The organism is Mycobacterium sp. DL440 (assembly GCF_011745145.1).
Lineage (GTDB): Bacteria > Actinomycetota > Actinomycetes > Mycobacteriales > Mycobacteriaceae > Mycobacterium.
In genome coordinates this window covers 86,452-107,904 of record NZ_CP050191.1, presented here as the reverse complement: position 1 = coordinate 107,904, position 21,453 = coordinate 86,452, and the positions used below count along the sequence as shown (strand labels likewise).

The 21,453-nt window shown below is 66.9% G+C and carries 17 protein-coding genes; 8 read left to right on the top strand and 9 right to left on the bottom strand.

Annotation, left to right across the window (positions count from 1 at the left end; all coding sequences use genetic code 11):
• Positions 1-176: 176 nt before the first annotated feature.
• Positions 177-2,552: a lysylphosphatidylglycerol synthase transmembrane domain-containing protein gene (locus HBE63_RS00480; protein ID WP_166902359.1), complete on the top strand. Its 2,376-nt coding sequence runs from the start codon at positions 177-179 to the stop codon at positions 2,550-2,552.
• Positions 2,553-2,999: 447 nt separating this feature from the next.
• Positions 3,000-4,946: a DEAD/DEAH box helicase gene (locus HBE63_RS00475; protein WP_166902357.1), complete on the top strand. Its 1,947-nt coding sequence runs from the start codon at positions 3,000-3,002 to the stop codon at positions 4,944-4,946.
• Here HBE63_RS00475 and HBE63_RS00470 read toward each other — a convergent pair.
• A complete protein-coding gene (locus HBE63_RS00470; protein WP_166902355.1) occupies positions 4,930-6,069 on the bottom strand; it encodes a hypothetical protein in 1,140 nt (379 codons plus the stop codon). The two genes, HBE63_RS00475 and HBE63_RS00470, sit on opposite strands and share 17 nt — an antisense overlap.
• Positions 6,070-6,214: 145 nt before the next feature.
• On the opposite strand from HBE63_RS00470, the gene HBE63_RS00465 reads away from it, so the two are divergent.
• From HBE63_RS00465 to HBE63_RS00455, 3 genes are all read left to right on the top strand, one after another.
• Entirely contained in the window at positions 6,215-6,667 is a 453-nt protein-coding gene (locus HBE63_RS00465) for a hypothetical protein (RefSeq protein ID WP_166902354.1), read from the top strand.
• Between the two features lie 86 nt (positions 6,668-6,753).
• Entirely contained in the window at positions 6,754-7,893 is a 1,140-nt protein-coding gene (locus HBE63_RS00460; RefSeq protein ID WP_166902352.1) for an inorganic phosphate transporter, read from the top strand.
• 15 nt (positions 7,894-7,908) lie between these two features.
• On the top strand, positions 7,909-8,196 hold the full coding sequence (locus tag HBE63_RS00455; RefSeq protein WP_166902350.1) for a hypothetical protein: 288 nt from the start codon (positions 7,909-7,911) through the stop codon (positions 8,194-8,196).
• 5 nt (positions 8,197-8,201) lie between these two features.
• Here HBE63_RS00455 and HBE63_RS00450 read toward each other — a convergent pair whose 3' ends face one another.
• A complete protein-coding gene (locus HBE63_RS00450) occupies positions 8,202-9,095 on the bottom strand; it encodes a cutinase family protein (RefSeq protein WP_166902348.1) in 894 nt (297 codons plus the stop codon).
• 734 nt (positions 9,096-9,829) lie between these two features.
• Here HBE63_RS00450 and HBE63_RS00445 point away from each other — a divergent pair.
• On the top strand, positions 9,830-11,467 hold the full coding sequence (locus tag HBE63_RS00445; RefSeq protein WP_166902346.1) for a PE-PPE domain-containing protein: 1,638 nt from the start codon (positions 9,830-9,832) through the stop codon (positions 11,465-11,467).
• Here HBE63_RS00445 and HBE63_RS00440 read toward each other — a convergent pair.
• A complete protein-coding gene (locus HBE63_RS00440) occupies positions 11,464-13,116 on the bottom strand; it encodes a hypothetical protein (RefSeq protein WP_166902344.1) in 1,653 nt (550 codons plus the stop codon). The two genes, HBE63_RS00445 and HBE63_RS00440, sit on opposite strands and share 4 nt — an antisense overlap.
• Before the next feature lie 183 nt (positions 13,117-13,299).
• On the opposite strand from HBE63_RS00440, the gene HBE63_RS00435 reads away from it, so the two are divergent.
• Positions 13,300-15,228 (top strand): hypothetical protein, encoded by a 1,929-nt coding sequence (locus HBE63_RS00435; protein ID WP_243858410.1) that lies wholly within the window; start codon positions 13,300-13,302, stop codon positions 15,226-15,228.
• A gap of 15 nt (positions 15,229-15,243) precedes the next feature.
• Here HBE63_RS00435 and HBE63_RS00430 read toward each other — a convergent pair whose 3' ends face one another.
• Positions 15,244-15,525, bottom strand: coding sequence for a hypothetical protein (locus HBE63_RS00430; RefSeq protein ID WP_166902342.1), 282 nt, complete (start codon positions 15,523-15,525; stop codon positions 15,244-15,246).
• Positions 15,526-15,622: 97 nt separating this feature from the next.
• Between HBE63_RS00430 and HBE63_RS00425 the strand changes: the two genes are divergently transcribed.
• Positions 15,623-15,847 carry a hypothetical protein gene (locus HBE63_RS00425; RefSeq protein ID WP_166902181.1) on the top strand — a complete coding sequence of 75 codons (225 nt, stop codon included), beginning with the start codon at positions 15,623-15,625 and terminating at the stop codon, positions 15,845-15,847.
• 121 nt (positions 15,848-15,968) lie between these two features.
• On the opposite strand, the gene HBE63_RS00420 is transcribed toward HBE63_RS00425, so the two are convergent.
• The 5 genes from HBE63_RS00420 to HBE63_RS00400 all read right to left on the bottom strand — a co-directional run bounded on the left by HBE63_RS00420 (position 15,969) and on the right by HBE63_RS00400 (position 21,389).
• The gene (locus HBE63_RS00420; protein ID WP_243858409.1) at positions 15,969-17,273 is read right to left on the bottom strand and encodes an MFS transporter; all 1,305 of its coding nucleotides are present in this window, start codon (positions 17,271-17,273) and stop codon (positions 15,969-15,971) included.
• A 216-nt stretch (positions 17,274-17,489) separates the two neighbouring features.
• The gene (locus HBE63_RS00415) at positions 17,490-18,629 is read right to left on the bottom strand and encodes a helix-turn-helix domain-containing protein (protein WP_243858407.1); all 1,140 of its coding nucleotides are present in this window, start codon (positions 18,627-18,629) and stop codon (positions 17,490-17,492) included.
• A complete protein-coding gene (locus HBE63_RS00410) occupies positions 18,607-19,404 on the bottom strand; it encodes an aspartate/glutamate racemase family protein (RefSeq protein WP_243858405.1) in 798 nt (265 codons plus the stop codon). The genes HBE63_RS00415 and HBE63_RS00410 overlap by 23 nt, the downstream gene beginning before the upstream one ends.
• Complete coding sequence (locus HBE63_RS00405; RefSeq protein WP_166902338.1) at positions 19,379-20,167, bottom strand: SDR family NAD(P)-dependent oxidoreductase; 789 nt, start codon at positions 20,165-20,167, stop codon at positions 19,379-19,381. The genes HBE63_RS00410 and HBE63_RS00405 overlap by 26 nt, the downstream gene beginning before the upstream one ends.
• A gap of 64 nt (positions 20,168-20,231) precedes the next feature.
• On the bottom strand, positions 20,232-21,389 hold the full coding sequence (locus tag HBE63_RS00400; RefSeq protein ID WP_166902336.1) for an NAD(P)-dependent alcohol dehydrogenase: 1,158 nt from the start codon (positions 21,387-21,389) through the stop codon (positions 20,232-20,234).
• Positions 21,390-21,453 lie beyond the last annotated feature (64 nt).

Here is a 21,453-nt window from a genome sequence, read left to right as displayed (position 1 = left end):
ACGTCGCTCCAGATCACATCGGACGAGCAAAATTGTCGCCCGCGGTGACGCGTGAGACCGATGTGAATTCGTAACGGTCCAGATCCCCACCAAATGCCGATATCGGCATCCGATCCCGCTACCTTGGTCGCGGGCTTTGATAGCGCGTCTCCATAACGGGTCGGGGAAGGGGGAACATGCGCGTTGACGGACGGGACATCACCGTCACCGGCAGCCTCCTGCAACCGCCGACCCGTCGCACCAACGACATCCTGCGCCTGACGCTGGCCGCGATCTTCCTGGCCACCGTCATCACCAGCTCGCTGATCACCCGCTACGAATGGGTGGCGCTGGAGAAGTCGATCTCCGAGATCGTCGGCGTACTGACCCCCACCCAGTCCAACCTGGTCTACCTGGCCTACGGCATCGCGATCCTCGCCCTGCCGTTCGTGATCCTGGTCAGCATCATCCTGGGACGGCAGTGGAAACTGCTGGGCGCCTATGCGGCCGCCGCCTTGATCACCATGCTGTCGCTGTCGATCACCGCCAACGGCATCGCCGCACCCAGATGGCATTTCGACCTCTCCGACCGGCTCAGCTCCCAGCTGTCGCAATTCCTCGACGACCCGCGCTGGATCGGCATGCTCGCGGCGGTGCTCACAGTCTCCGGGCCGTGGCTCTCACGCCGGCTGCGGCGCTGGTGGTGGACGTTGCTGCTGGCGTTCGTGCCCATTCATCTCGTGGTCAGCGCCGTGGTGCCGGCCCGCTCACTGCTGGGCCTCTCGGCGGGCTGGTTCGTCGGTGCCCTGGTGGTCTGGATCGTCGGCACCCCCGCGCTGGAAGTCCCGCTCGACGGCGCGGTGCGCGCCCTGGCCCGGCGCGGCTTCGTCGTCTCGGCGTTCACCGTGGTGCGCCCGGCCGGCGCCGGCCCGCTGATGCTCGACGTGGCCTCCCAGGATCCGGACTCCAGCGCCGTCGTCGAGCTCTACGGCCCCAACCAACAAAGTGGCGGCGCCGTTCGTCAGGTGTGGCGCAAGCTGCGCCTGCGCTCGAACGAGACCGCACCCCTGCAGACCTCGATGCGCCGCGCCGTCGAGCACCGGGCCCTGATGGCCATCGCCATCAGCGACCTGGGCCTGGCCAGCACGTCGACCATGTCGATGGCCGCGCTCGACCGCGGCTGGACGCTGTACGCGCACAACCGCAAGCGAGGCATCCCGCTGGACCAGTGCACCGACGAGACCACCGTCGGGCGGGTGTGGAACGCGCTGCGCACCCTGCACGACCACCAGATCTCCCACGGCGAACTGCGCAGCCAAGAGATCACCGTCGATGACAGCGCGGTGCTGTTCGGTGGGTTCGGCAGTGCCGAATACGGTGCCACCGACGCCCAACTGCAGTCCGACATCGCGCAACTGCTCGTCACCACCACGGCGCTGTACGACCCGGAGTCCGCCGTAGCCGCGGCGATCGAGGCGTTCGGTCGTGACGCCGTGCTGACCGCGTCGCGGCGGCTGACCAAGGCCGCAGTACCGACCCGGGTCCGCGACGCCGTCCCCGACGCCAAGGCCGTGATGGTCGCCGCCCGCGACGAGGTGAAACGCCAGACCGGCGCCAACCAGATCCAGACCGAGACCATCACGCGGTTCACCCGAACCCAGGTGATCCAGCTGGTGTTGTTGGGCGCCCTGGTCTATGTGGCCTACCCGTTCATCAGCACCGTACCGACGTTCTTCTCCGAACTGCGTACGGTGAACTGGGCCTGGGCCCTGCTCGGGCTGACCGTCTCAGCGCTGACGTATGTGGGTGCGGCGGCCGCACTGTGGGCGTGTGCCGACGGGCTGGTGAGTTTCCGCAATCTGTCGATCATGCAGGTGGCCAATACCTTTGCCGCCACCACCACGCCCGCCGGCGTCGGAGGCCTGGCCCTGAGCACCCGGTTCCTGCAGAAGGGCGGGCTGAGCACCACACGCGCCACCGCCGCGGTGGCACTCCAACAGTCGGTGCAGGTGATCGTGCACGTGATCCTGCTGATCCTGTTCAGCACCGCGGCCGGCGCCTCGGCAGACCTGTCGCATTTCGTGCCGAGTTCCACGATTCTCTATCTGATTGCCGGGCTCGCCCTCGGCCTCATCGGCGCGTTCCTGGCCGTGCCCAAGCTACGGCGCTGGCTGGCGTCCTCGGTGCGGCCCAAACTCGAAGAGGTCACCGCCGACCTGGTCAAACTGGCCCGCGAACCGCAGCGGCTGGCACTGATCGTGTTGGGCGCGGCGGGCACGACTCTCGGTGCGGCCCTGGCACTGTGGGCCAGCGTCGAGGCATTCGGCGGAACCACCTCATTCGTCACCGTCACGGTCGTCACGATGGTCGGCGGCACCCTGGCCTCGGCGGCCCCCACCCCCGGCGGTGTCGGCGCGGTCGAGGCGGCCCTGATCGGTGGTCTGGCGGCGTTCGGCGTGCCGGCTGCGATCGCGGTGCCCGCGGTGCTGCTCTACCGGGTGCTGACCTGCTGGCTGCCGGTGTTCGTCGGCTGGCCCGTGATGCGTTGGCTCACCAAGAACGAGATGATCTGAGCCGCTCGGGCCGCGCTACGTCCGGTGTGTCGCGGACGGCGAGCACCTACCAAAGTGCCCGCCTGTCAGCGACAACTCAGCGACAATCGCCACATGCATATCGTGGGCACCGTTGGTCACGTTCGCGATGTGAACTTGCGTCACTCCAATGCATATCAGCCTCGTAGGAAACAGAATTCGGCATGACCAGCTATCAGCGACAGTGTCGCTGACAGGCGGGCACATCGACCATTCGTCCGAAGCGGCTAAATCGGCATGCGGTAAACGAAGTACTGGCAGTCTTCGTTGTACCCGCCGCGTCCCCACCCAACCTCTCCGAAATCGGACACGCATTCCACGGCCTCGATCCACTTGACCTGTTTGGAGCCGAGTTGCAACGCGAAGCCCCGCTGCTCCGGAGGAATCCGTGCACCCGCCCACGGCCCGACAGTGCAATGATGATTTGTCATGGACAGCGCCGATCCCGCCGAGCTGATCCGCCATGCCGATACCGCGCTCGCCGGCATTGGCAAACTTCGCGCCGAGATCGCCGACCGCATCCACGCCGGCACCGACGAGGTGGTGACGCGGACGCTGCAGGCCGCGCCGCTGGAGCACCTGCGCCCATATCTGGCACGCGGCGCCCGCCTCGGCGGGCTGGCCAACTCTGAATACCGCACGGTCGCCGATATCCATACCGTGCCGGCCCGGCTGTTGACCCAGGTGCCCGGCGTCGACATCGAGGCCGCCCAATCCGTCCAGGCCGCGGCTCAGGCCATGTCCGACCACATCCGCACCACCACCCGGCCCCGGCTGCGCAAAGAAGACACCGAGCTACTCACCTCACTGCTGACGCTCACTCACGCCGAGGCACCGGTCAAACAGTTGCGCCGGCTGATGCCTCGGCTGCGCAGCCACACCGCCTCCGATCAGTTGCGGGAATCGGTCGGCGAGCTGCTCGACCGGATCGAGGAGGCCAACCACTCCCAGGGTGATCCGTGGGGTTCATACCGCGCCGACCCCCGTCCGATCGACCAGTTACTGAGCGAATTTGCCTCCGGGACAACCGATGTGGATGCCGCCCAGGGTTTCGTCGGGGCTGAGGTGGCCGCACAGGTCGAGCAGACCGTGCTGAACCGCTCACTGCTGCAGACCGAATTGCGCGGCTATCAGGAGTTCGGCGCCCGCTATGCGGTGGCGCGCGAGCGGGTTCTGCTGTGCGACGACCTGGGGCTCGGAAAGACCCTGCAGGCGCTGGCGGTCGCCGCGCACCTGGCCGCCGCACAACAGCTGCGCCACACCCTGGTGATCTGCCAGTCCAACACCGGAATCCATTGGGCCGCGGAAACCGCCAAGCACACCGCGTTGCGGGCGATCGAGATCCGCGGCAGTGAACGCGACGCGCGTCTGGAGAATTGGAAGGCCTCCGGCGGCGTGGCCATCGTCTCCTACGACACCGTGGGGCGCATCAAACTGCCCGAACGCCCCAGCCTGGTCATCGTCGACGATGCGCATCTGCTGCGCGACCCCAAATCGGACCGGGCCCGGGCCGTCCGCAACGTGTTGACCTCCGACAACCGCGTGCTGTTCCTGTCCGACGTCCCGATGCACCAGCGAATCGGCGGCTTCCGCCACCTCGCCGATTTCCTGCAGCCCGACGTCGCGGGCAAGGTGGCGCCCAACGCGGGCGACCGCGGATCGATCGCATTCCGCCGGGCAGTGGACCGGGTATATCTGCGACGCGACTACCGCGACGTGGTCGACGAGTTGCCGGCGCGGATCGCCACCGAGGAATGGGTGCGGCTCAGTCGCGCGGACCGCGAGCGCTACGGCCAGGCCGTCACCAGCGGCAACTTCAGCGCGATCCGGCAGGGCGCCTGGCCGTCCGGTTCGCCGACGCCGGGCGCCAAACTGGACCGACTCGTCGAGCTCACCAACGAGGCCCACATCAACGGGGCCAGGGTGGTGGTGTTCTCCCACTTTCCCGCAGTGCTCGAGGTCATCCGGAAAGCCTTGCCGGGCAACATCTTCGGAACCGTCGACGCATCGGTACCCGATCAGCAGGCCGTCGTTGACGCATTCGCCACCGACCGCGGTCCGGCCACCCTGCTGGCCCACATCGGTGCCGGCAAGCTCGACCTGCGCCGGCTGAACGCCCCGGTGGTGTTCATCATCGCCGAACCGCAGTGGCAGCCGCGCACCGAACGCCAAGTGATCGGACGCACCCAGCGGCTCAGCGAACTGCACACCGTGCGGGTCTACCGACTGCTGGCCAGGGGCACCGTCGACGAGCCGATCCGCCGCCTGGCGCAGCATCCCGACCAGACTCCCCCGCATCAGGACGAGGTGGTGCGCGCCGAGCAGGCCAGGCTCGCCCGGTCCGGACTCACCGCCAAGTTCAGTGGAAACGGTTGATGATCGGGATGCGCTCGATGATCCGGTCCCGCAGCCGCGGCTGCGGATAGGTCACCGGCGGCGGCACGTACGGCGGCGGGCTGTACACCGGGGCCGGCGCGGGCGGAACGTAGGCCGGCGCCGGCGCGGGAGCGGGAGCTGCCGGGGGCGGAGCCTGGGCAGGCGGCTGGTGTGCCGGCGGATCGGCCGCCTCGACGGCTTGAGCCGGCGGCGGGGCGGCGGGAGTCTGCGGCGGAGCCGCTGGTGCGGGCTTGGTCGCAGGCTTGTCCACCCGCTTCTCTACCGGTTTCGGCGCCGGCCCGGCCTCGGGCGCCGACTCGTGGATGCTGGCGGCCTGCGCCGTCTCCGATACCGCTCCCGGATGCAGATGCAGCCCGACCGCCGCCGAGGTCGCGACGACGAGCGTCACCAACGCGCCACCGACCACCGACGACAGCGCGCCGACCTTGGTCCAGTGCACCGCTTTGGCCGGCGCGGCAGCGGTATTCACCGCGAGCGCCGCGGCCAGGCCCGCACCCCGCGCGAACGCCAGGTCGGATTCGTTGGCGGTGATCACCGAAGCCGGGATGGACTCGGCCAGATCGGCCACGATCGGACCGTGCGCATCGGAGCCCAGGATGAACATCGCGCTGATCGGCCGACCGGTGAGGGTCAGGAGCCCGGCGATGTCGGCGACGAACGTGTCCGTGCGATCGATGCGGTCGGCGCTGACGTCGTCGGGCGTCACGATCGCCACCACCGCGGCGTCGGGTTCGACGAGGCAGACCGCGATGTCGTCGTGCTCGGTGATCTCGGCGATGCCACTGGCCAACATGCCGGCCGCCTCGATCTCCGACACCGCGAAAACATTTCCGTAGCCCCGGGTATCCAGAGACTGCATGATGTGGCCGGCCAGCGGCGCAGCGTCATTGGTCCAGGTCACGCCGATCGCGTGAATGCGGTGTCCGCCCTCGAGTTCGGTGTCGTCCACCAAGCCGCGCAGCAGGCCGTCGGGGTCATAGCTGGCGGCGTCGTCGAGGGAGATCGCACCGCGGTCGACCGGTCGCCCCTCGCCCGTCGTGCCTTCGACGAGCACCCACCGAACGGCTCTCGAAGTCATGGCGAGGCCGAGCACGAGATCCATACCGATCCCCCGATCTGCCTAGTCAGTCCTCAGTCAGGTTACCGGTGTGACGCGGCTTACACGTGGGTGCGGCGATCTACGCGCAAACTCTCCTGCCCGGCATCGCGCCACACCAGAACGGTTGCACCCCATAAGCTCGCTGCATATGAGGTACATCGCTGCCGTCCTGGCCACCACCTCCGTGCTCGCCGGTTGCGCTGTCGCGGGCAAGCCCACCGCGGCCCCGGTGACCGATGAATGGCGGCAGGCCGTCATCGACGCGATCGCCGGCCTGGGCGCGCAGCTGGGTCCGATCGCCAACGCGATGGTGACCCCGGGCCAGATGACCAACTACGGCGCACTGCACAACGCGTGCACCGACCTGCGCACGTACGTCGACTCGATCCAGCACAAGGTCCTGCCCGGGCCCGACGTCCCGGTCAACACCGCGTTGCAGGAGGGCTTCGACGGTTTCCGCAGCATGGCCGACCAATGCGTGGAATTGACACCGGCAAACAGTTCCGCCCGGCTGACGAAGTTGGGCGCCACCATGGACGAGGCCCACTTGCACATCAACGACGGGCTCAAACTCCTCGGTATCGACATCCCGAAGCGCTGAGCCAGGCCCTCGGGCCCGCAAACGTGACCGAGAACTCAGCCAGTTAATTAGGTCTTCGTAGCGATTGTGTTCAAGAATTGTTTACCGTGTCGTTACAGTTCCTCCTGCTGTGCATCGTCGTATTCACCGCCTTGATGTTCGACTTCACCAACGGGTTCCACGACACCGGCAATGCGATGGCGACATCGATCGCCAGCGGAGCACTCAAACCACGCACAGCCGTAGCGCTGTCGGCGCTGCTGAACCTCGTCGGCGCCTTTCTGTCCACCGCCGTGGCAGCCACAATCGCCAAGGGTCTGGTCGACGCCGATCTGGTGACCCTCGAGCTGGTGTTCGCCGGACTCGTGGGCGCCATCCTGTGGAACCTGTTCACCTGGCTACTGGGCATCCCGTCCAGCTCGTCTCACGCACTGATCGGCGGCATCGTCGGCGCGATGATCGCCGCGGTCGGCGGCCATGGCGTGATCTGGCACGGGGTGGTTTCCACGGTGATGGTGCCCGCGGTGCTCTCGCCGCTGATCGCCGGCGTGGTGGCCTGTATCGCCAGCTGGCTGGTCTACCGGTTGATCCGCGGCCTGCCCAAGGACCGCACGATCGCCGCGTTCCGCTACGGCCAGATCGGCTCGGCATCCCTGATCTCACTGGCGCACGGCACCAACGACGCCCAGAAGACCATGGGCATCATCTTCCTGGCCCTGATCTCCTACGGCTCGGTCGACGAGTCCGCGACCATGCCGCCGTTCTGGGTGATCGTCGCCTGCGCCGTCGCCATCGCCCTCGGCACCCTCTCGGGAGGCTGGCGCGTCATCCGCACCCTCGGCAAGGGCCTGGTCGACACCGAAGCTCCGCAAGGCATGGCCGCTGAAGTCTCCTCGGCGGCAACCATCCTGCTGTCCAGCCACTTCGGCTACTCACTGTCCACCACCCACGTCGCCACCGGATCGATCCTGGGCAGTGGGCTGGGCCGGCGCACCGAGGTGCGCTGGGCCGTCGCACGCAACATGGCCACCGCCTGGCTGATCACCCTGCCGGCCGCCGGCATGGTGGGTGCGCTGACCTACTTCCTGGTCCACGGGATCGGCGGCTTCGCCGGGCCGCTGGTCGGGTTCGTGGCCCTGATCGCCGCGACGGTGCCCATCTGGCTCAAGTCGCGCAAGCCGCCGATCGACCACAACAACGTCAACGACACGTGGCAGGGCAGCCTCACCGCGACCGAGAGCAAGTAGGGACGGGGCAATCAGATGAACAACTGGATCAACCTCGTGGCCGTCGGCAAGATCCTGCTCTTCGGCCTGGCTGTGGGCGCGTCAGTGCCCACCCTGTTCGCGATCGGTGTCCGGCTGCACATCGCGGGCGATGTCGCCGAGGGCCCCGCGGCTGCCGGCCGGCGCCGCCTACTGGTGGGCCTCAGCTGGGTGATGTTCGCGTTGGTGCTGGTCGTGGTGGCTGCCGGCGTGCTGTTCATTGCGAACAATTTCATCGGCCATCACACCGGCGTCTACCTGTTCGGCAACAACGCCCACCACTGAGCCGGCTATACCGGCGCAATAGGCGGCGGCGCGGCCGGTCCCGGCGGGGCCGGTGCCGGTGCGGCCGGCGCAACCGGACTCGGTACTGCGGGACTCTGAGCCGGGGCCGGACCGGGAAGGTTCTGCGGTGCCGGGCCCATGTGTTGAGCGGGCTGCGGAGACTGCGCGGGCTGGACCGGCGCGACACGCGACGGCTGCGACGGGCCGGTACCGACCAGCGTGGCCGGCGGAACCGGTTGGGTGGGCTGCCGAGCCCAGTCGTCCTGAAGCTTGCTCGCCGCGAACGCCGCCCCCTGGTTCACCAGACCGGCCTCCGCGTACTGGGTGTGGATGCCGAAGCTCCTACCCTGCGGGTCGCACACCAGGTCGTTGTCGACACACAGGTCGATGGCTTTGGCGGTGTAGTTCGGTCCGACGACAACCGAGGGATTGTTGAGCACCTTCATGAAACGCGGCGACGGTTTCCCGAACAACGCAACCGCTGCCACATGGTCAGCGACATCGGGCGGCATGGGCGCAGGTACGTCTGCCGCGGTAACCCCGTCAGGCACAACACTGGCCGTCACGAAGCCGATGACCGCCGCGCCCTGAGAGAACCCGCCGAGCACCATCTTGGTGTCAGGGCAGTTGGCCGCGGTGGTCATGATGTGTGCCCGTGCGTCGGCGATGCCCTGGACGGCAGTCGGAAAATCGGTGGTGGCAGGGTAATCGACGGGATACACCGACACTGATTTCGCGCCGACGTTGGCGCGCAACGAGTTAACGAACGCGTCCCCCGTATCGCCTACTCCAGGCGCTTCCATCGTGCCGCGGGCGAATATCACCTCAGCATCAGGACACGGTGCCGCGTTGGCGGGCGGCATCGCCATGTTGCTCATCCCGGAAGCCGCCCCCGCCATGACGGCAATCAAACTGGCAGTTCCGAATTTCCCCACCAATTCAGACTGACATAGCGCAACATAAAGTGCGCGGCGAGCATGCGGAGGCATAGAGTTCCCTCAAGATCCAGAGAGAACTCTCAAGAAACTCGAATCGGGCGCTACGCAAGCGCCCATCGAAACTTGTTCGGAAAGTCGCCGATCCCCTTAGATAACAACAGTTTTCGGCAACATGTGATCAACTTTTGATCGATTGGCAGCCCCCGGCCCCCGATATTGCACTCACGGACGAAAGCGGCCCTCAGCAAGGCGCGACCGGTCGTCGAAACACGCGAGCCAGGCGATTGGCGTGGAACCCTGAGCGCCTTCGATCAACGTTTGCTCCAATGACTCTCGACATCGGTTTGGCGAGAAATGCACACCCTTCCGCCGGCCACCAGAGTTGCCAACCTGACACGATCGCGCAACCTGATCGGTCCCGCAGCCTGCCACTTTCGTGAATATGCCCGAATCTCAGCGCAGGACAATGGGTTTGCTGGTAACTTTCGGGCCCAATGAGCGTCGGAAGTGGCACCTGCCATATTCCCGGTTCACGCCCGGCAGTGAGCCAAAGACGTTGTTAGTGCGCCGGATCACCACGATGACCAAACCCAGCTCGGTGAGGGAAGAAAGGTGCACGAATGAAGGGTCGGGGACGCCAGCAGGTACTACCACGCACTGAACGCCGACAGCGCGGTCCACGACGATGGGGGTCGATGTTGCTGGCCGGCGGCGTCGTCGTCGCGGTATCGGCAGGAGTCAGCGTCACCACCCCATCGGCCACCTACCGTGCAGCGGTCCAACTGGTCGGCACGACGATCGGCGTGGGCGCGTCCTACGACGCATTCGGCCTGAGCATCCCAGTGTTCTTCTACGGAACCACCATTCCCGAAGGCGACTCGTACCACACGGTCGCCTATCCCGCGCAGATCAGCCTGAGCCTGCCGATCATCTCCGATCTTCCGGTACTGTCCGACCTTCCGTATTGGACCCAGACATTGAAGCGGTCCGAGGCGATCGGGGCCGGCTACCTGGAGCGCGACATCGCCGCCGCACCGGCCGGTGACAAGGTGAGGATCGTCGGCGTATCCCAAGGAACGCAAGTGGCCGAGATCGCACGTTACGACATGGCCAAAGACCCGAATTACGTTGCCAACGCCCAGAATTACGAGTTCTTACTCATCGGAGATCCGTATCAGCCCAACGGGGGCATCCTCACCCGCTTCACCTCGTGGAGCGATCTTCCGGTGCTGGGCGACATCTTCCCGTTCGGCCGCCCCGGACCATCCGACAGCCCGTTCAAGACCACCTATTACCAAAACCAGTACGACGGCGTCGCCGACTTCCCGGCATACGCCAACGTGCTGTCCATCGCGAACGCCATCGCCGGGATGGCCTTCGGGCACGCCTTTCCCGGCTATGTGCTGGAGTATCCCGACGCCCCCAACGCCGTCACGACTCAGATCGGCAACACCACCTACGTGATGATGCCCCAGTATCTGCCGCTGCTGGCGCCGCTGCGCATACCCGCATCGCTGATCGGCGCGGAACGATTCGTCGACGCCCTCGACCCGGTGCTGCGAGTCTTCGTCGAGATGGGCTACGACCGCACCGCAGATCCCAGCCGGGTCAAAGAAATCAGCTGGGACACCCCTCAACAGAAATTCGACGAGGCAATGGCTCAACTGCCAGGGGCGTTCGCGCAGTCGATGGCGATCCTGGGCGGCGAAGCCTACGTCCCCACCCTGCCGGACCCGGTCGTCTCCGATGCCGAACCCGACGGCCCCTGGCCCGAGCACCCGGCGGCCCCGGTGGACACCTCGCCGGTAGCGCAAGGGGTGCGCCACATAGTGGACGAACTGGGGAAATCGCTCGCGGATGCGACGAGGCCGTTGTCCGAGGTGCTGCAAGCCATCGGCGCCTTGACGGCGCCCAGGACAGCCGTCGAGCCGGTAGACGGTAAGGCCCCGGCGGCTTCCAAGGTGAGCACCGCGGTCGACACTGTGGGCGATACGTCGGTGTCCACCCCTGACGACACCGAGGCGTCGACCGCGCCGAAGCCCACCCCGATCAGTCATCCCACCCGCGTGCCGTCGGCCACTGCACACAGTGACTCCGCGCCGCCGCGGCGGCAGTTGACGGCGGCTGCGAACGCGGGGCGTTCCCGGAACGGTCTGCGGGCGGCATTGCCGGCCCGCTCCTCAATCCGTGAATCAGCGCCGAATGCCAAGCCTGGACGCGAGCGCTCCGACCGGACTTCGACTCGCGCAGAACGGCACCCGACGAAGCAGGCCACAAAGTCCGGGGGCGCCCACAACCGTCCCGCGAAGTCGAAGCGGGCGCACGCGAGCTAATCGCCCGGGTGCGGGCGCTGCGGGCGACGTTGAATCCGCAGCGCCTGCGTCGGCACCTGGAGGTCGGTGGTCGGCGGCGCGGTCAGCACCGTAGTCGAATCCTCTTTCAAACGAACAATTTTCGGGACCGCTCCGGCGCGGGGCTGCCGGACGATGGTCGGGGGCGCGGAGGACTCGGGCTTGGGTGGCAACGCCTCCGTCGGCGGTTCCGGCACCGGCTTGGCCACACGGGTTTCGCGTCGCACCAGGTAGCCGGCGAACGGTCCGGTGAACACCATCACCGCCAACACGAGCAGGCTGAGCACACAGACCGTGACGTCGAACGTGCTGGTGATCTGCTGGGCCAGATTGTTGCCGTAGATCGCCGCGGGCGCCGGCCCGGAGTAGCGCGGCGCCAGGGCCACACCGATGGCCACGTTCGCCACGGTGAAGACGAACAAGACCGCACTGAAGGCCGCAGCCACCGTCGTCGACGTCAGACCCCTGTCGAGCTGGCGGTGCAACCACCGTGCGACCAACGCGGTCACCAGGTTGAACCCCGTCATCGCGACCGTGTCGTACAGCGCGCGCGGGAGATCGAGCGACTGGGCGATCAGGAAGTCGACGACCCGCAGCGCCGCCGCCGCGAAGGCCCAGAAGGTGATCAGCGTCAGGCACTTCTGCGCAGCGCCGCGGTAGGCACCGATGGTCGGCGGCCTGATCAGGAAGACGGCGTACAGCGTCGTCGGCGCAACGATCGCGGCCGCCGCGGCCCACGCGAGGTAGCCCTCGTAGCCCACTGCCGCCGTCGAGGTGTTCTGGGCGATGCCGTGAAACGCGTCGATATCGCGGCCGATGCCGGCCAGCCACACCAGGGTGGCGGCGATCCCGCCCGAGACACCGATGGCCGACGTGGCCAGCCGGGCCGCCCCGGTCCGCTCGGTCAGCCAGCGTGAGGCGATGACCAGCGCGATCATCGCCTCCGCGCCGTAGAGCACGGTGGTGACGATCACAGCGATGTCGTGCCCGCCGAACTCGACCTGGGTGACGAACAGGTACCGCAGCCGCCAGTAGACGTTGAACGCGACCGACAGCGTCGCGAGCGCGATCGACAGGAAACCGATTACCCGCGCTACGGCATACCAGCGCCGAAACTTGTTGTCCTCGACCGTGATCGACGTGATGGGTGGTTGCCCGGCGAGCAGCGCGCCCGCGACGCCGAGCAGCATGCCCGGACCCACCCCCGGCGGGACGGCCCCGGTGCCGCCGCCGCGCACCGTCTGCAGCACGTGATAGCCGACGAAACAGATGACCACCATCAGGTAGGCGGCGCTGAGCACGAGCCGGATGCGGCTGGTGCGCCGCACGTCGGACTTGCCGGCTCCGAGGCGGAACGGACCCAGGTGCGGCGCCAGTGCGGCGGCGATGGCCAGCAGCGTCACGACGGCCAGCAGGACGAACGTCGACCCGGCGCTGCCGGGGACACCGATGCCGAACTCCAGGTTCCACGGAAGCAGCATCGCGATGACGAGCAGCGCCACGGCGAGGCCGTCACGCACCCGGTTGGTCCGGGTGGGCACGTAACCGACCCGCCCAGCACGCTCCGCCGCCGGCGCGGCCGCGGTTACCACCTGGACGGTGGCGGACGCGTCGTAACGCTCGTCGCTCACTTACCGATTCCTCTCTATGAGTGACACCGCACGGGATTCAACCAGCGTGCTCACTTTTGCTCTGGCGCACAAGCAGCGCTGGCAGCCGCGGTTGTTCGGCCACCAAGGTCCGCCGAGGCTGTGCGGTAGCTTGGATTTGTCCGTCGGGGCTCGTAATACATGCACAAAGCAAGGAGAGGAACCGTGGACGTAGTCCTCGGGGTGGCGGTCACCGGGCGTGTGGCGCGCTTGGCCATGATCGGATCGCCCGCGAGTGGCGGCCAGGTTCTCGATCAGTACGCGCTCGACCTGCCCGACGACCTGGTAGCCGAGATGTCGGAGCTGGCCGAGACCATCATCGGCACCTACCGCGCCGTGACCGAGTCCGGCAACCAGGTGGCCGCGACCCGACTGTGCCTGCCCGACGATTCGGCGGCCGACACGCTGCGCCAGACCGTGCTCGACGCCGGAGTGCCGAACGTCGAGGTCGTGACCGAAGGCGAGGCCGCCGCAGCCCTGGCCCGCAGCGTGGGCGCCGACGCCGCATTGCTGCTGGCCGACGATGACACCGTGTCGCTGACGGTGATTGACCGCACGGCCGCACCGGCCCCAACATCGGCGACGTTGGCCACCATCCCGATCGGCACCGCCGGCGCCGCCGCCGCGTGCGCGGCGGCGCTCAAGCGGGTGCCCGCCGACGAAGCCCCCGGACGCGTGTTGTTGGTCGGCCAACGACTCGATCTTGATTCTGTTGCGGCAGAGCTTCGTTCGACCGCACCGGTCGAGGTGGCGCCGGATGCGGGCTATGCGATCGCCCGGGGCGCTGCCCAGTTGGTCGACGACATCGCACCGGCCAGTGCATCCACTCAGATGGCGCCCGTCGTCGGTGTGCCACAGGACCCGACCCAGATGGGTCCGGCCGCCGCGGATGCCACCCAGATGGCTCCAGCCGCCGCGGACGCCACCCAGATGGCTCCAGCCGCCGCGGACGCCACCCAGATGGCTCCAGCCGCCGCGGACGCCACACAAATGGCACCCGTCCGCGCGGATGCCGCCGTCGGGCCGGACCTGGCCTACTCACAGGATCCCGAGGACCAGCCCTGGGCCGACGAGATGCCGATGGACGCGGTCAACGAGTTCGTCCCCGAACAGGACGACGACCCGGACTACACGACCGTCATCGCGCCGCCACCGCCGCGGATGCTGCTGATGGGCAGCGCCCTGACATTCGTGGTGGTCGCCTTCGCCACGTTGGCCGTCACGGTCGCGATCAACGTCCGGCCGACAGCCGATGTGCGCGCGCAGCCTGCGCCCACCCAGCAGGCGGCCACCGTGCCCGGCAATTACCTTCCGCCGGTTCCGCACGAGCCGGACCCGGTCGCTCTGCCCGTCTCGGTGCTGACCCCGCCACCGGCCGCACCCGCGGCGCCCCAGGTGCGCCAGGGCACCGGCAACCAGCCGGTCAACGAGGCTCCTCCGGTCGCGCCGGTTCCTGCGCCTGCCCCGGCACCCGCACCCGTGGTGGTCCCGCCGGCTCCGGTGCCCGTACCGATCCCGATTCCGGTTCCGATCCCGCTTCCGCCGGTGGTGTGGCCGACGGTGCCGACGTGGGTGCCGACGACGCCACCGACGACCCCGCCGACCACCACTTCGCCGCCCACGACAACGACGGCTCCCCCGACGACGACTACCGCACCGCCGACCACCACGGCGCCACCCACGACAACGACGCCTCCGCCGACGACGACGTCCCTGCCCACCACCACGGCGCCACCTACGACGACAGCGCCACCCACCACCACGGCGCCTCCGACCACGACGGTGGCGCCCACCCACACGTCCGCTCAGGAGACCGTGCCTCCGATCGAGGTCCCGACCCACACCGTGCCGACCTACACACCGCCGGTCGAACAACCCACGTACCAGGCCCCGGCGACGACGGTTGCGCCGCAATCGCCGTTCGGTGGCGACTCCCCGTTCGGCGGCGGTTCGTCGTCCGGCGGTAGTTCGTCCTCAAGCGGCGGGTCATCCAGTGGCGGATCGTCGAGCGGCGGCCTCTTCGGCGGCGGTCGTGGCTCTGGAAGCGGCAGTTACGGTGGCTCACCGGTGACGACGATGCCGGTCAGTCCATAGCGGCTCTCGCGCCACTCAGTAGTCATGATTGGGGCAGGCGACGTCGACGTAGACGGTGACGAATGTCGCCGGACCGGGCTCCTGATTCGCGGGATTGTTGACCCCGGTGACCCAGCACTCCGAAAGCGGCTTGGTGTCGAAACCGTTGGTCCAGTTGATCTGAACGGTGTAGCCGTGGGATTCCAGGTCCCTGATCACGTCCTCGGCGCCGGCGGACGCGACCGGAGATGAGACGACCGCTGCGACGACCCCAGCGGCCGTCAGTAGTGCGGCATACAGAACCGAGGTCCGCGTCATGATCGCCATGATCCGCGCGCTCGACTGGAGGTGTCCAGTGCGCATCCGCCACCAGTACCTTGGAAACCGATGGTCCTCATCCGAAAGGAACGCGCTCGTGGCCAAGAAGCGCTGGAAAGATCTGTCTCCCACCGCGAAGACCGCCGTCATCGCGATGGCCACCGTCGATGCCGGGCTTCGGGCCTGGGCCCTGCGCGACCTGGCCGGCCGCCAGCCCGACCAGATCTACGGCCCGAAGTGGTTGTGGGGCAGCGCCCTCGGACTGGTGAGTACCTCGGGCGTGCTGCCCGCGGTCTATCTCATCGCCGGGCGTAAGTCTTGACGTAAGGGCCTGCTTCGGTCGGCGGCCGCCCGCAAGATCGTCGCCGACCTGGACTGAGATCCGTCCAACAAGTCAGGCCCCTCGAAAGGGGCCTGACTCTTGGGTGATTCGAACCGAATCCCTAGCCTGTGCGCGCCACGCTCTCACCGCGCGGTGCCGGGTCGGTGCTGCCGGTGTCGAGGATGTCGTCGAGGTTCCGCTTGGAGGTTTCCGGCGCGAAGTACGCGGCGATCAGCGTCAGCACCGATGACACCGAGATGTAGATCGCAACTGAAGTCACCGAACCGGTGGTGTCCAGCAACGTCGACGCGATCAACGGTGCGAAACCACCACCGACGATGCCGATCAGCATGTAGCCCAGCGAGACACCGGTGTAGCGGTAACTCGTATCGAACAGCTCCGCAATGAACGCCGCGAGCACCCCGTACATCGCACCCTGGAACACCATCGCAACAGATACCGAGAGCACCATGAGTGCAAAGTTGCCGGTACCCATCAGCGGATACACCGCGAAGGCCCACACCGCCATCCCGACGCCGCCGATGAGGAACGGAATACGACGTCCCACCCGGTCACTGAGGCGCCCGAAGTACAGGATCGACAAGAGCTGAGCAACAGCGCCGATGGCGACGGCGTTGAGTACCGTTCCCTTTGGGATATCGGTGTGCTGGGTCACGTAGGACAGCGAGAACACGTTGATCACGAAGTAGGCGACCTGCTGGCCGAGCCCGAGAAGCACCACCAGCAAAATCATCTTCGGTGCGTGGCGCAGCACCTGCAGGATCGGGGCCTTGTCCTCCTTCTCCTTGTGTTGCTTCTGATTTCGGGTGAAGACCGAGGACTCGACGATCTTGACGCGAATCAGCAGGCCCACCAACACCAGTGGTGCACTGAGTAGGAACGGAATACGCCAACCCCAGGACAAGAACTGTTCCTCGGTCACGAGTGCGCTCACTGCCGCCAGAGTGGCCGTGGCCAGCAGGAAGCCCAATGGCGAGGCGGATTGCATCCAGCTGCCGGCACGCCCCCGGCTGTCCACGGATTCGTCCTGCTCCACCACCATCAACACGGCACCGCCCCATTCACCGCCGAGGCCGATGCCCTGAATCAGACGACACAGCACCAACAAGATGGGCGCCCAGATGCCGATGGAGTCGTAGGTCGGCAGCAGCCCGATGGCCACCGTTGCGACGCCCATCATCACGATGGTCGCGATCAGGGCCGCCTTGCGCCCGACCCGGTCACCGATGTGTCCGAAGATGATTCCACCGACGGGACGGGCAGCGAACCCGACCCCGAATGTGGCCAGCGCCAACAGTGTTCCCGCCGCCGGATCCACGTCGGGAAAGAAGATCTTGCCGAACACCAGCGCAGCGACGGCTCCGTAGATGTTGAAGTCGTACCATTCGATCGTGGTGCCGACCATGCTCGCGATGATCGTGCGCCGACGCCGCGATTTCGCGCCCGTGGCGTCAGCGTCTGCAGCAGGAACTGTAGGGTTCATGTAGTCCTCTGATAGTTGCTGGTCATAGCGAAAATGCTAGGTCGGCGATATGCCTGTACCCATAGTCTCGGTGCAACGTGATCCAGCTCGCATAGTGTGCGCCTGCACAATTGCCGATGGTCGACCCAAACCTGTGTTTCATGACCGCAACAAACACAGTTGCACCATGGCCTGCGACCGAGGCGTTCGGAGGCTGATCCCGGTGGCTTCCTCGAACTTCCGGATTCGATTGAGCACCGTGTTGCGGTGACAGTACAGCTTGGTGGCCGTGGTCGAGACCGACCCGCTCTCGGCGAACACCAACATGGTTTCGACGAGGATGTCTCGATCGTTCATCCCGGCCAGCGGCGCATCCACGTAGCTGCGTAGGTCATCGATCACCGTGCACAGTTGCGAGATCGACAATCGCGACCAGGACCGACGAAGAGTCGTCGCATCCACACCCAGCTGCGCAAGCATCCGTACGGTCGTTGCCGCCCGGAAGACGTTCTGTAACTGAACGGTTCGCGATGCCACTGCTCCCGTCACTCCAGACAGGAGGTCGGCTGCCAGCGCCTCGTCATCGGGCCAGCGGCTGTTGGCAGACAGCAGGATCAGCGTGACGCCCCTACTCGTGTGATCCAACGCCACAATGCCGAGGCCGGCGAGCCGTCGGATCAACGCCGAGGTGGACTCTTCGGCCACAACGCCCACGACCCAGTAGAACGCCGTCTCGTCGAGACCGAGCACGTCTGCTGCCCGGTGCACCACGGTGGGACTCGGCTCATCGGAGAACAAGTCGGAAAGACTCTGCTGTTGTTCGATGATGTTGGTGCGCGCCATCTGCAGGCGCTGATCCATGTAGCCCCGCTGGATCGCGCCGGCGAAATCGTCGACCGCGGTCCAGAGTTGGCCGACGTGCATGGCGAGCACGGCCATGTCGGCGTCATCGGCCAGACGCAACAACGCCGACCACGCGACCAGGAAGTCGTTTCGGACCGCCGCGCTCAGATTCTCCAACGCGATGCCCTGACGGGCGCGCAGCGCCCCGACTTCCGCCGGGAACGCGATCAGTTCAGCGGAAAGGGGCCTGGACAGCAGACACGCCAGAAGATACCGAAATGCGTTGCGGGCACTGTCTTCCAGATCGTGTTTATCGGGGACGCTGTCGTAGTACCGCGCGCCACCGTCGATGCGCTCGAGATACTCGGCCGCGAGTTGGTCGTCGATCCCGGCGAGTTTCTCGAGCAGTATCTGCCACCGCCCGTGGGCTTCATCACGGTCTGGCAAGGGTCCCACTGGCCAACCCCAGAGTCCCCGCCAGATCCGGCGCCCATCGAGGATTCAAGGGACCGGCCCCCACCATTGCCAAACAGGCCGCCAGCGTCACCGCCACCGAATCCACCACCGGCACACCGAGTTCGGTTCTGGCGGCCTCGACGGCATCGGCGCCGTGCAGATTGGTGCACACGTAGGCGATCGCGTCAGGCCCGCTTCGGGCGACCTGCCGTGCCGGCGCCAGTAACTCCTCGGGCCGAATCCCGGCGATGTCGGTGGTCTCGGTGAGCCCGAAGCCGTGCGCCGCGGCCACCGTGATGCCTTCGTCGCGGTAGCACTCGCCGATCCTGGCATTCATGTCGTCGGGGTACGGGGTGACCAGGCCGACATTGCGCACGCCCAACGCCCCGAACGCCGCCAGGCAGGCCTGGGTGCTGGTGAGGGCTCGCACACCGGTCATGGTGGTGATCGCGTCGGTGATCGCGCGGTCATGTGCGACGCCCAGCCACGACCCCGCCGTGCCGTTCCAGGCGATCACGTCGACGTTGGCCGCCGCCAGCAGGACCGCCGCCGCTTCCATTCCAGCCGTGTCGAACTGGGCGTCGGAGCTGCCGTCGAGCCCCACCCGTCCTACCGGGATCCGGGTGAAGTGGACGCTGACGTCGGTCCGCTCCCCCAGCATCCGGTACGTCGTGGGTTCCAGGCAGGTATTCGACGACGGCACGATCATCCCGATGCGTGCCACCCGCCGTGCGGTGGGACCCGAAAACTCAGACGGCACGGGTGATTCCACCATCGTTCGTGATGGTGGTTCCGTTCAGGTAGGCCGCGCGCGGTGACGCCAGGAACACGACCGAGTAGGCGATATCGCGGGCACTGGGGATGTAGGACAGCGGCAAGTTCTCCAGGTAACGCTGCTCGGCCTCTTCAGGTGTGCAATCCCAGTCCTTGGCGTTGGCGGCGAACTGCTTGACCAGCCGCGCGGTCCGGACCGGGCCCGGGCACACCGTATTGATCATCACGCCTTGGTCTCCGACCTGCAGCGACAACGACTTGCTGAAGTTCAGGATCGCGGCGTTGGCGGCGGCGCCGGGCATGTGGTACTCCAACGCCTGCTTGCCGGAGTTTCCCGCGACGTTGACGATCCGCCCGATGCCATTTTTGAGCAGGTGCGGCAACGCCGCTCGGGTCATGCGGATGAATCCGAACAGCTTGAGGTTGATGTCGGCGACCCACTGCTCGTCGGTGATATCGCCAAAACCACCGAAAGACGATGCACCGGCATTGTTGATCAAGATGTCCAGGCCGCCGAGTTCATCGACGGCATTGGTGATCACCGAATCGAACACCGCCTTGTCGCTGAGATCCGCGGCCACGGGCAGAGCTTTGACGCCGGTCTTGGCCGAGATCGAGGTACAAGCCTCCTTCAGGGCATCGGCGCGGCGAGCCACCAACACCACATCCGCGCCTTCTTCGGCCAGCAACTCCGCGGTGGCCAGCCCGATGCCGTCGCTGGCACCCGAGATCAGTGCGCGCTTTCCTTGCAGTCCCAGGTCCATATTCGTCTCCTATTCACAGTGGGGTACTTCGGTTTTCGGTCGAGCCGGTGCTCGCGGGACAGCGTCAGGGCATGGTCAATACGGGTTTGATGACCTCGCCCTGCTTCGCTGCAGCGACGGCTTCGTTGATCTGGTCGAAACGGAAAGCCGTTATCAGCTTTTCGGCGGGGAATCGGCCCGCCTCGTGCAGTGCGACCAGAGCGGGAATGACCTGCCGGGGCCTGGCCAGGCCCTGGCTGACACCGATGATCGTGGGGTGGCGCACCAACATGTCCTGGACGTCGAGAGCGACTTCGCTACCGGTGGGCGGAGCGCCCACCACGACGCAGACGCCGCTGACGGCGAGCAGGTCGACGGCCTGACGAAGCACGGTCATGTTGCCGGTGGTTTCCAGTGCCCGGTCGGCGCCGCGGCCCTTGGTGGCGTCGTTTACCGCGGCGGCGACGTCGTCGGTGCCGGCGTTGACGGTGACGGTGGCGCCGAGTTCGCGGGCCAGCTCAAGCCGACTGTCTACGCGGTCGACGACGATGATCTGGCCGGCCGGGGTCAGCTGCGCGGCCAGCACCGCCAGCAGGCCGACGGCCCCGCCACCGTAGACGATCACACTGGATCCAGGTTCCGGCCGCAGCAGGTTCCAGACGCTGGCGGCGGCGGTCTGTCCACTGCAGCCCAACGGGGCGAGCACCGCGAAGTCGGTGTCGGTCTCGATCTTGACGACGCTGCGCTGGCTGCAGATCGCGTGGGTGGCGAACGACGACTGCCCGAAGAAGTGTCCGTAGAGCGCGCGTCCGGACCCGCGGCGGGTGGTCAGCGACCCGTCGAGGCGGGTGCCGGAACCCATGTTGAGGGCGAACCAGTTCAGGCATTGCACGGGGCGGCCGGCCAGACACGAGTCACAGTGCCCGCAGGAGTCGAAGGTCATCACGACGCGATCGCCCGGAGCCAAGTCTGTGACGGCGGTTCCGACCTCCTCGATGGTGCCTGCGCCTTCGTGACCGAGGATGCCGGGCAACGGAAACGGGGTCTTGCCGGCCTGGACCGCCAGATCGGTGGCGCAGATGCCCGAAGCATGGATCCGGACGCGGACCTCGTCGGGTTGGAGTGCATCCAGTTCGATGGCGCCGCAGCTGAATTCGCCGCCGATCTCCTCGACGACCGCGGCGATGACTTCGGTGCCGATGATCGCAGGCTTGGCCGGTGATGCGGCGACAGTGGTGTTCATCGAAGCGTTCCTTGTCGATTGGGGTTGGGTTGCAAGCGGGCGCGGCATCGGCTGGACGCCGCGA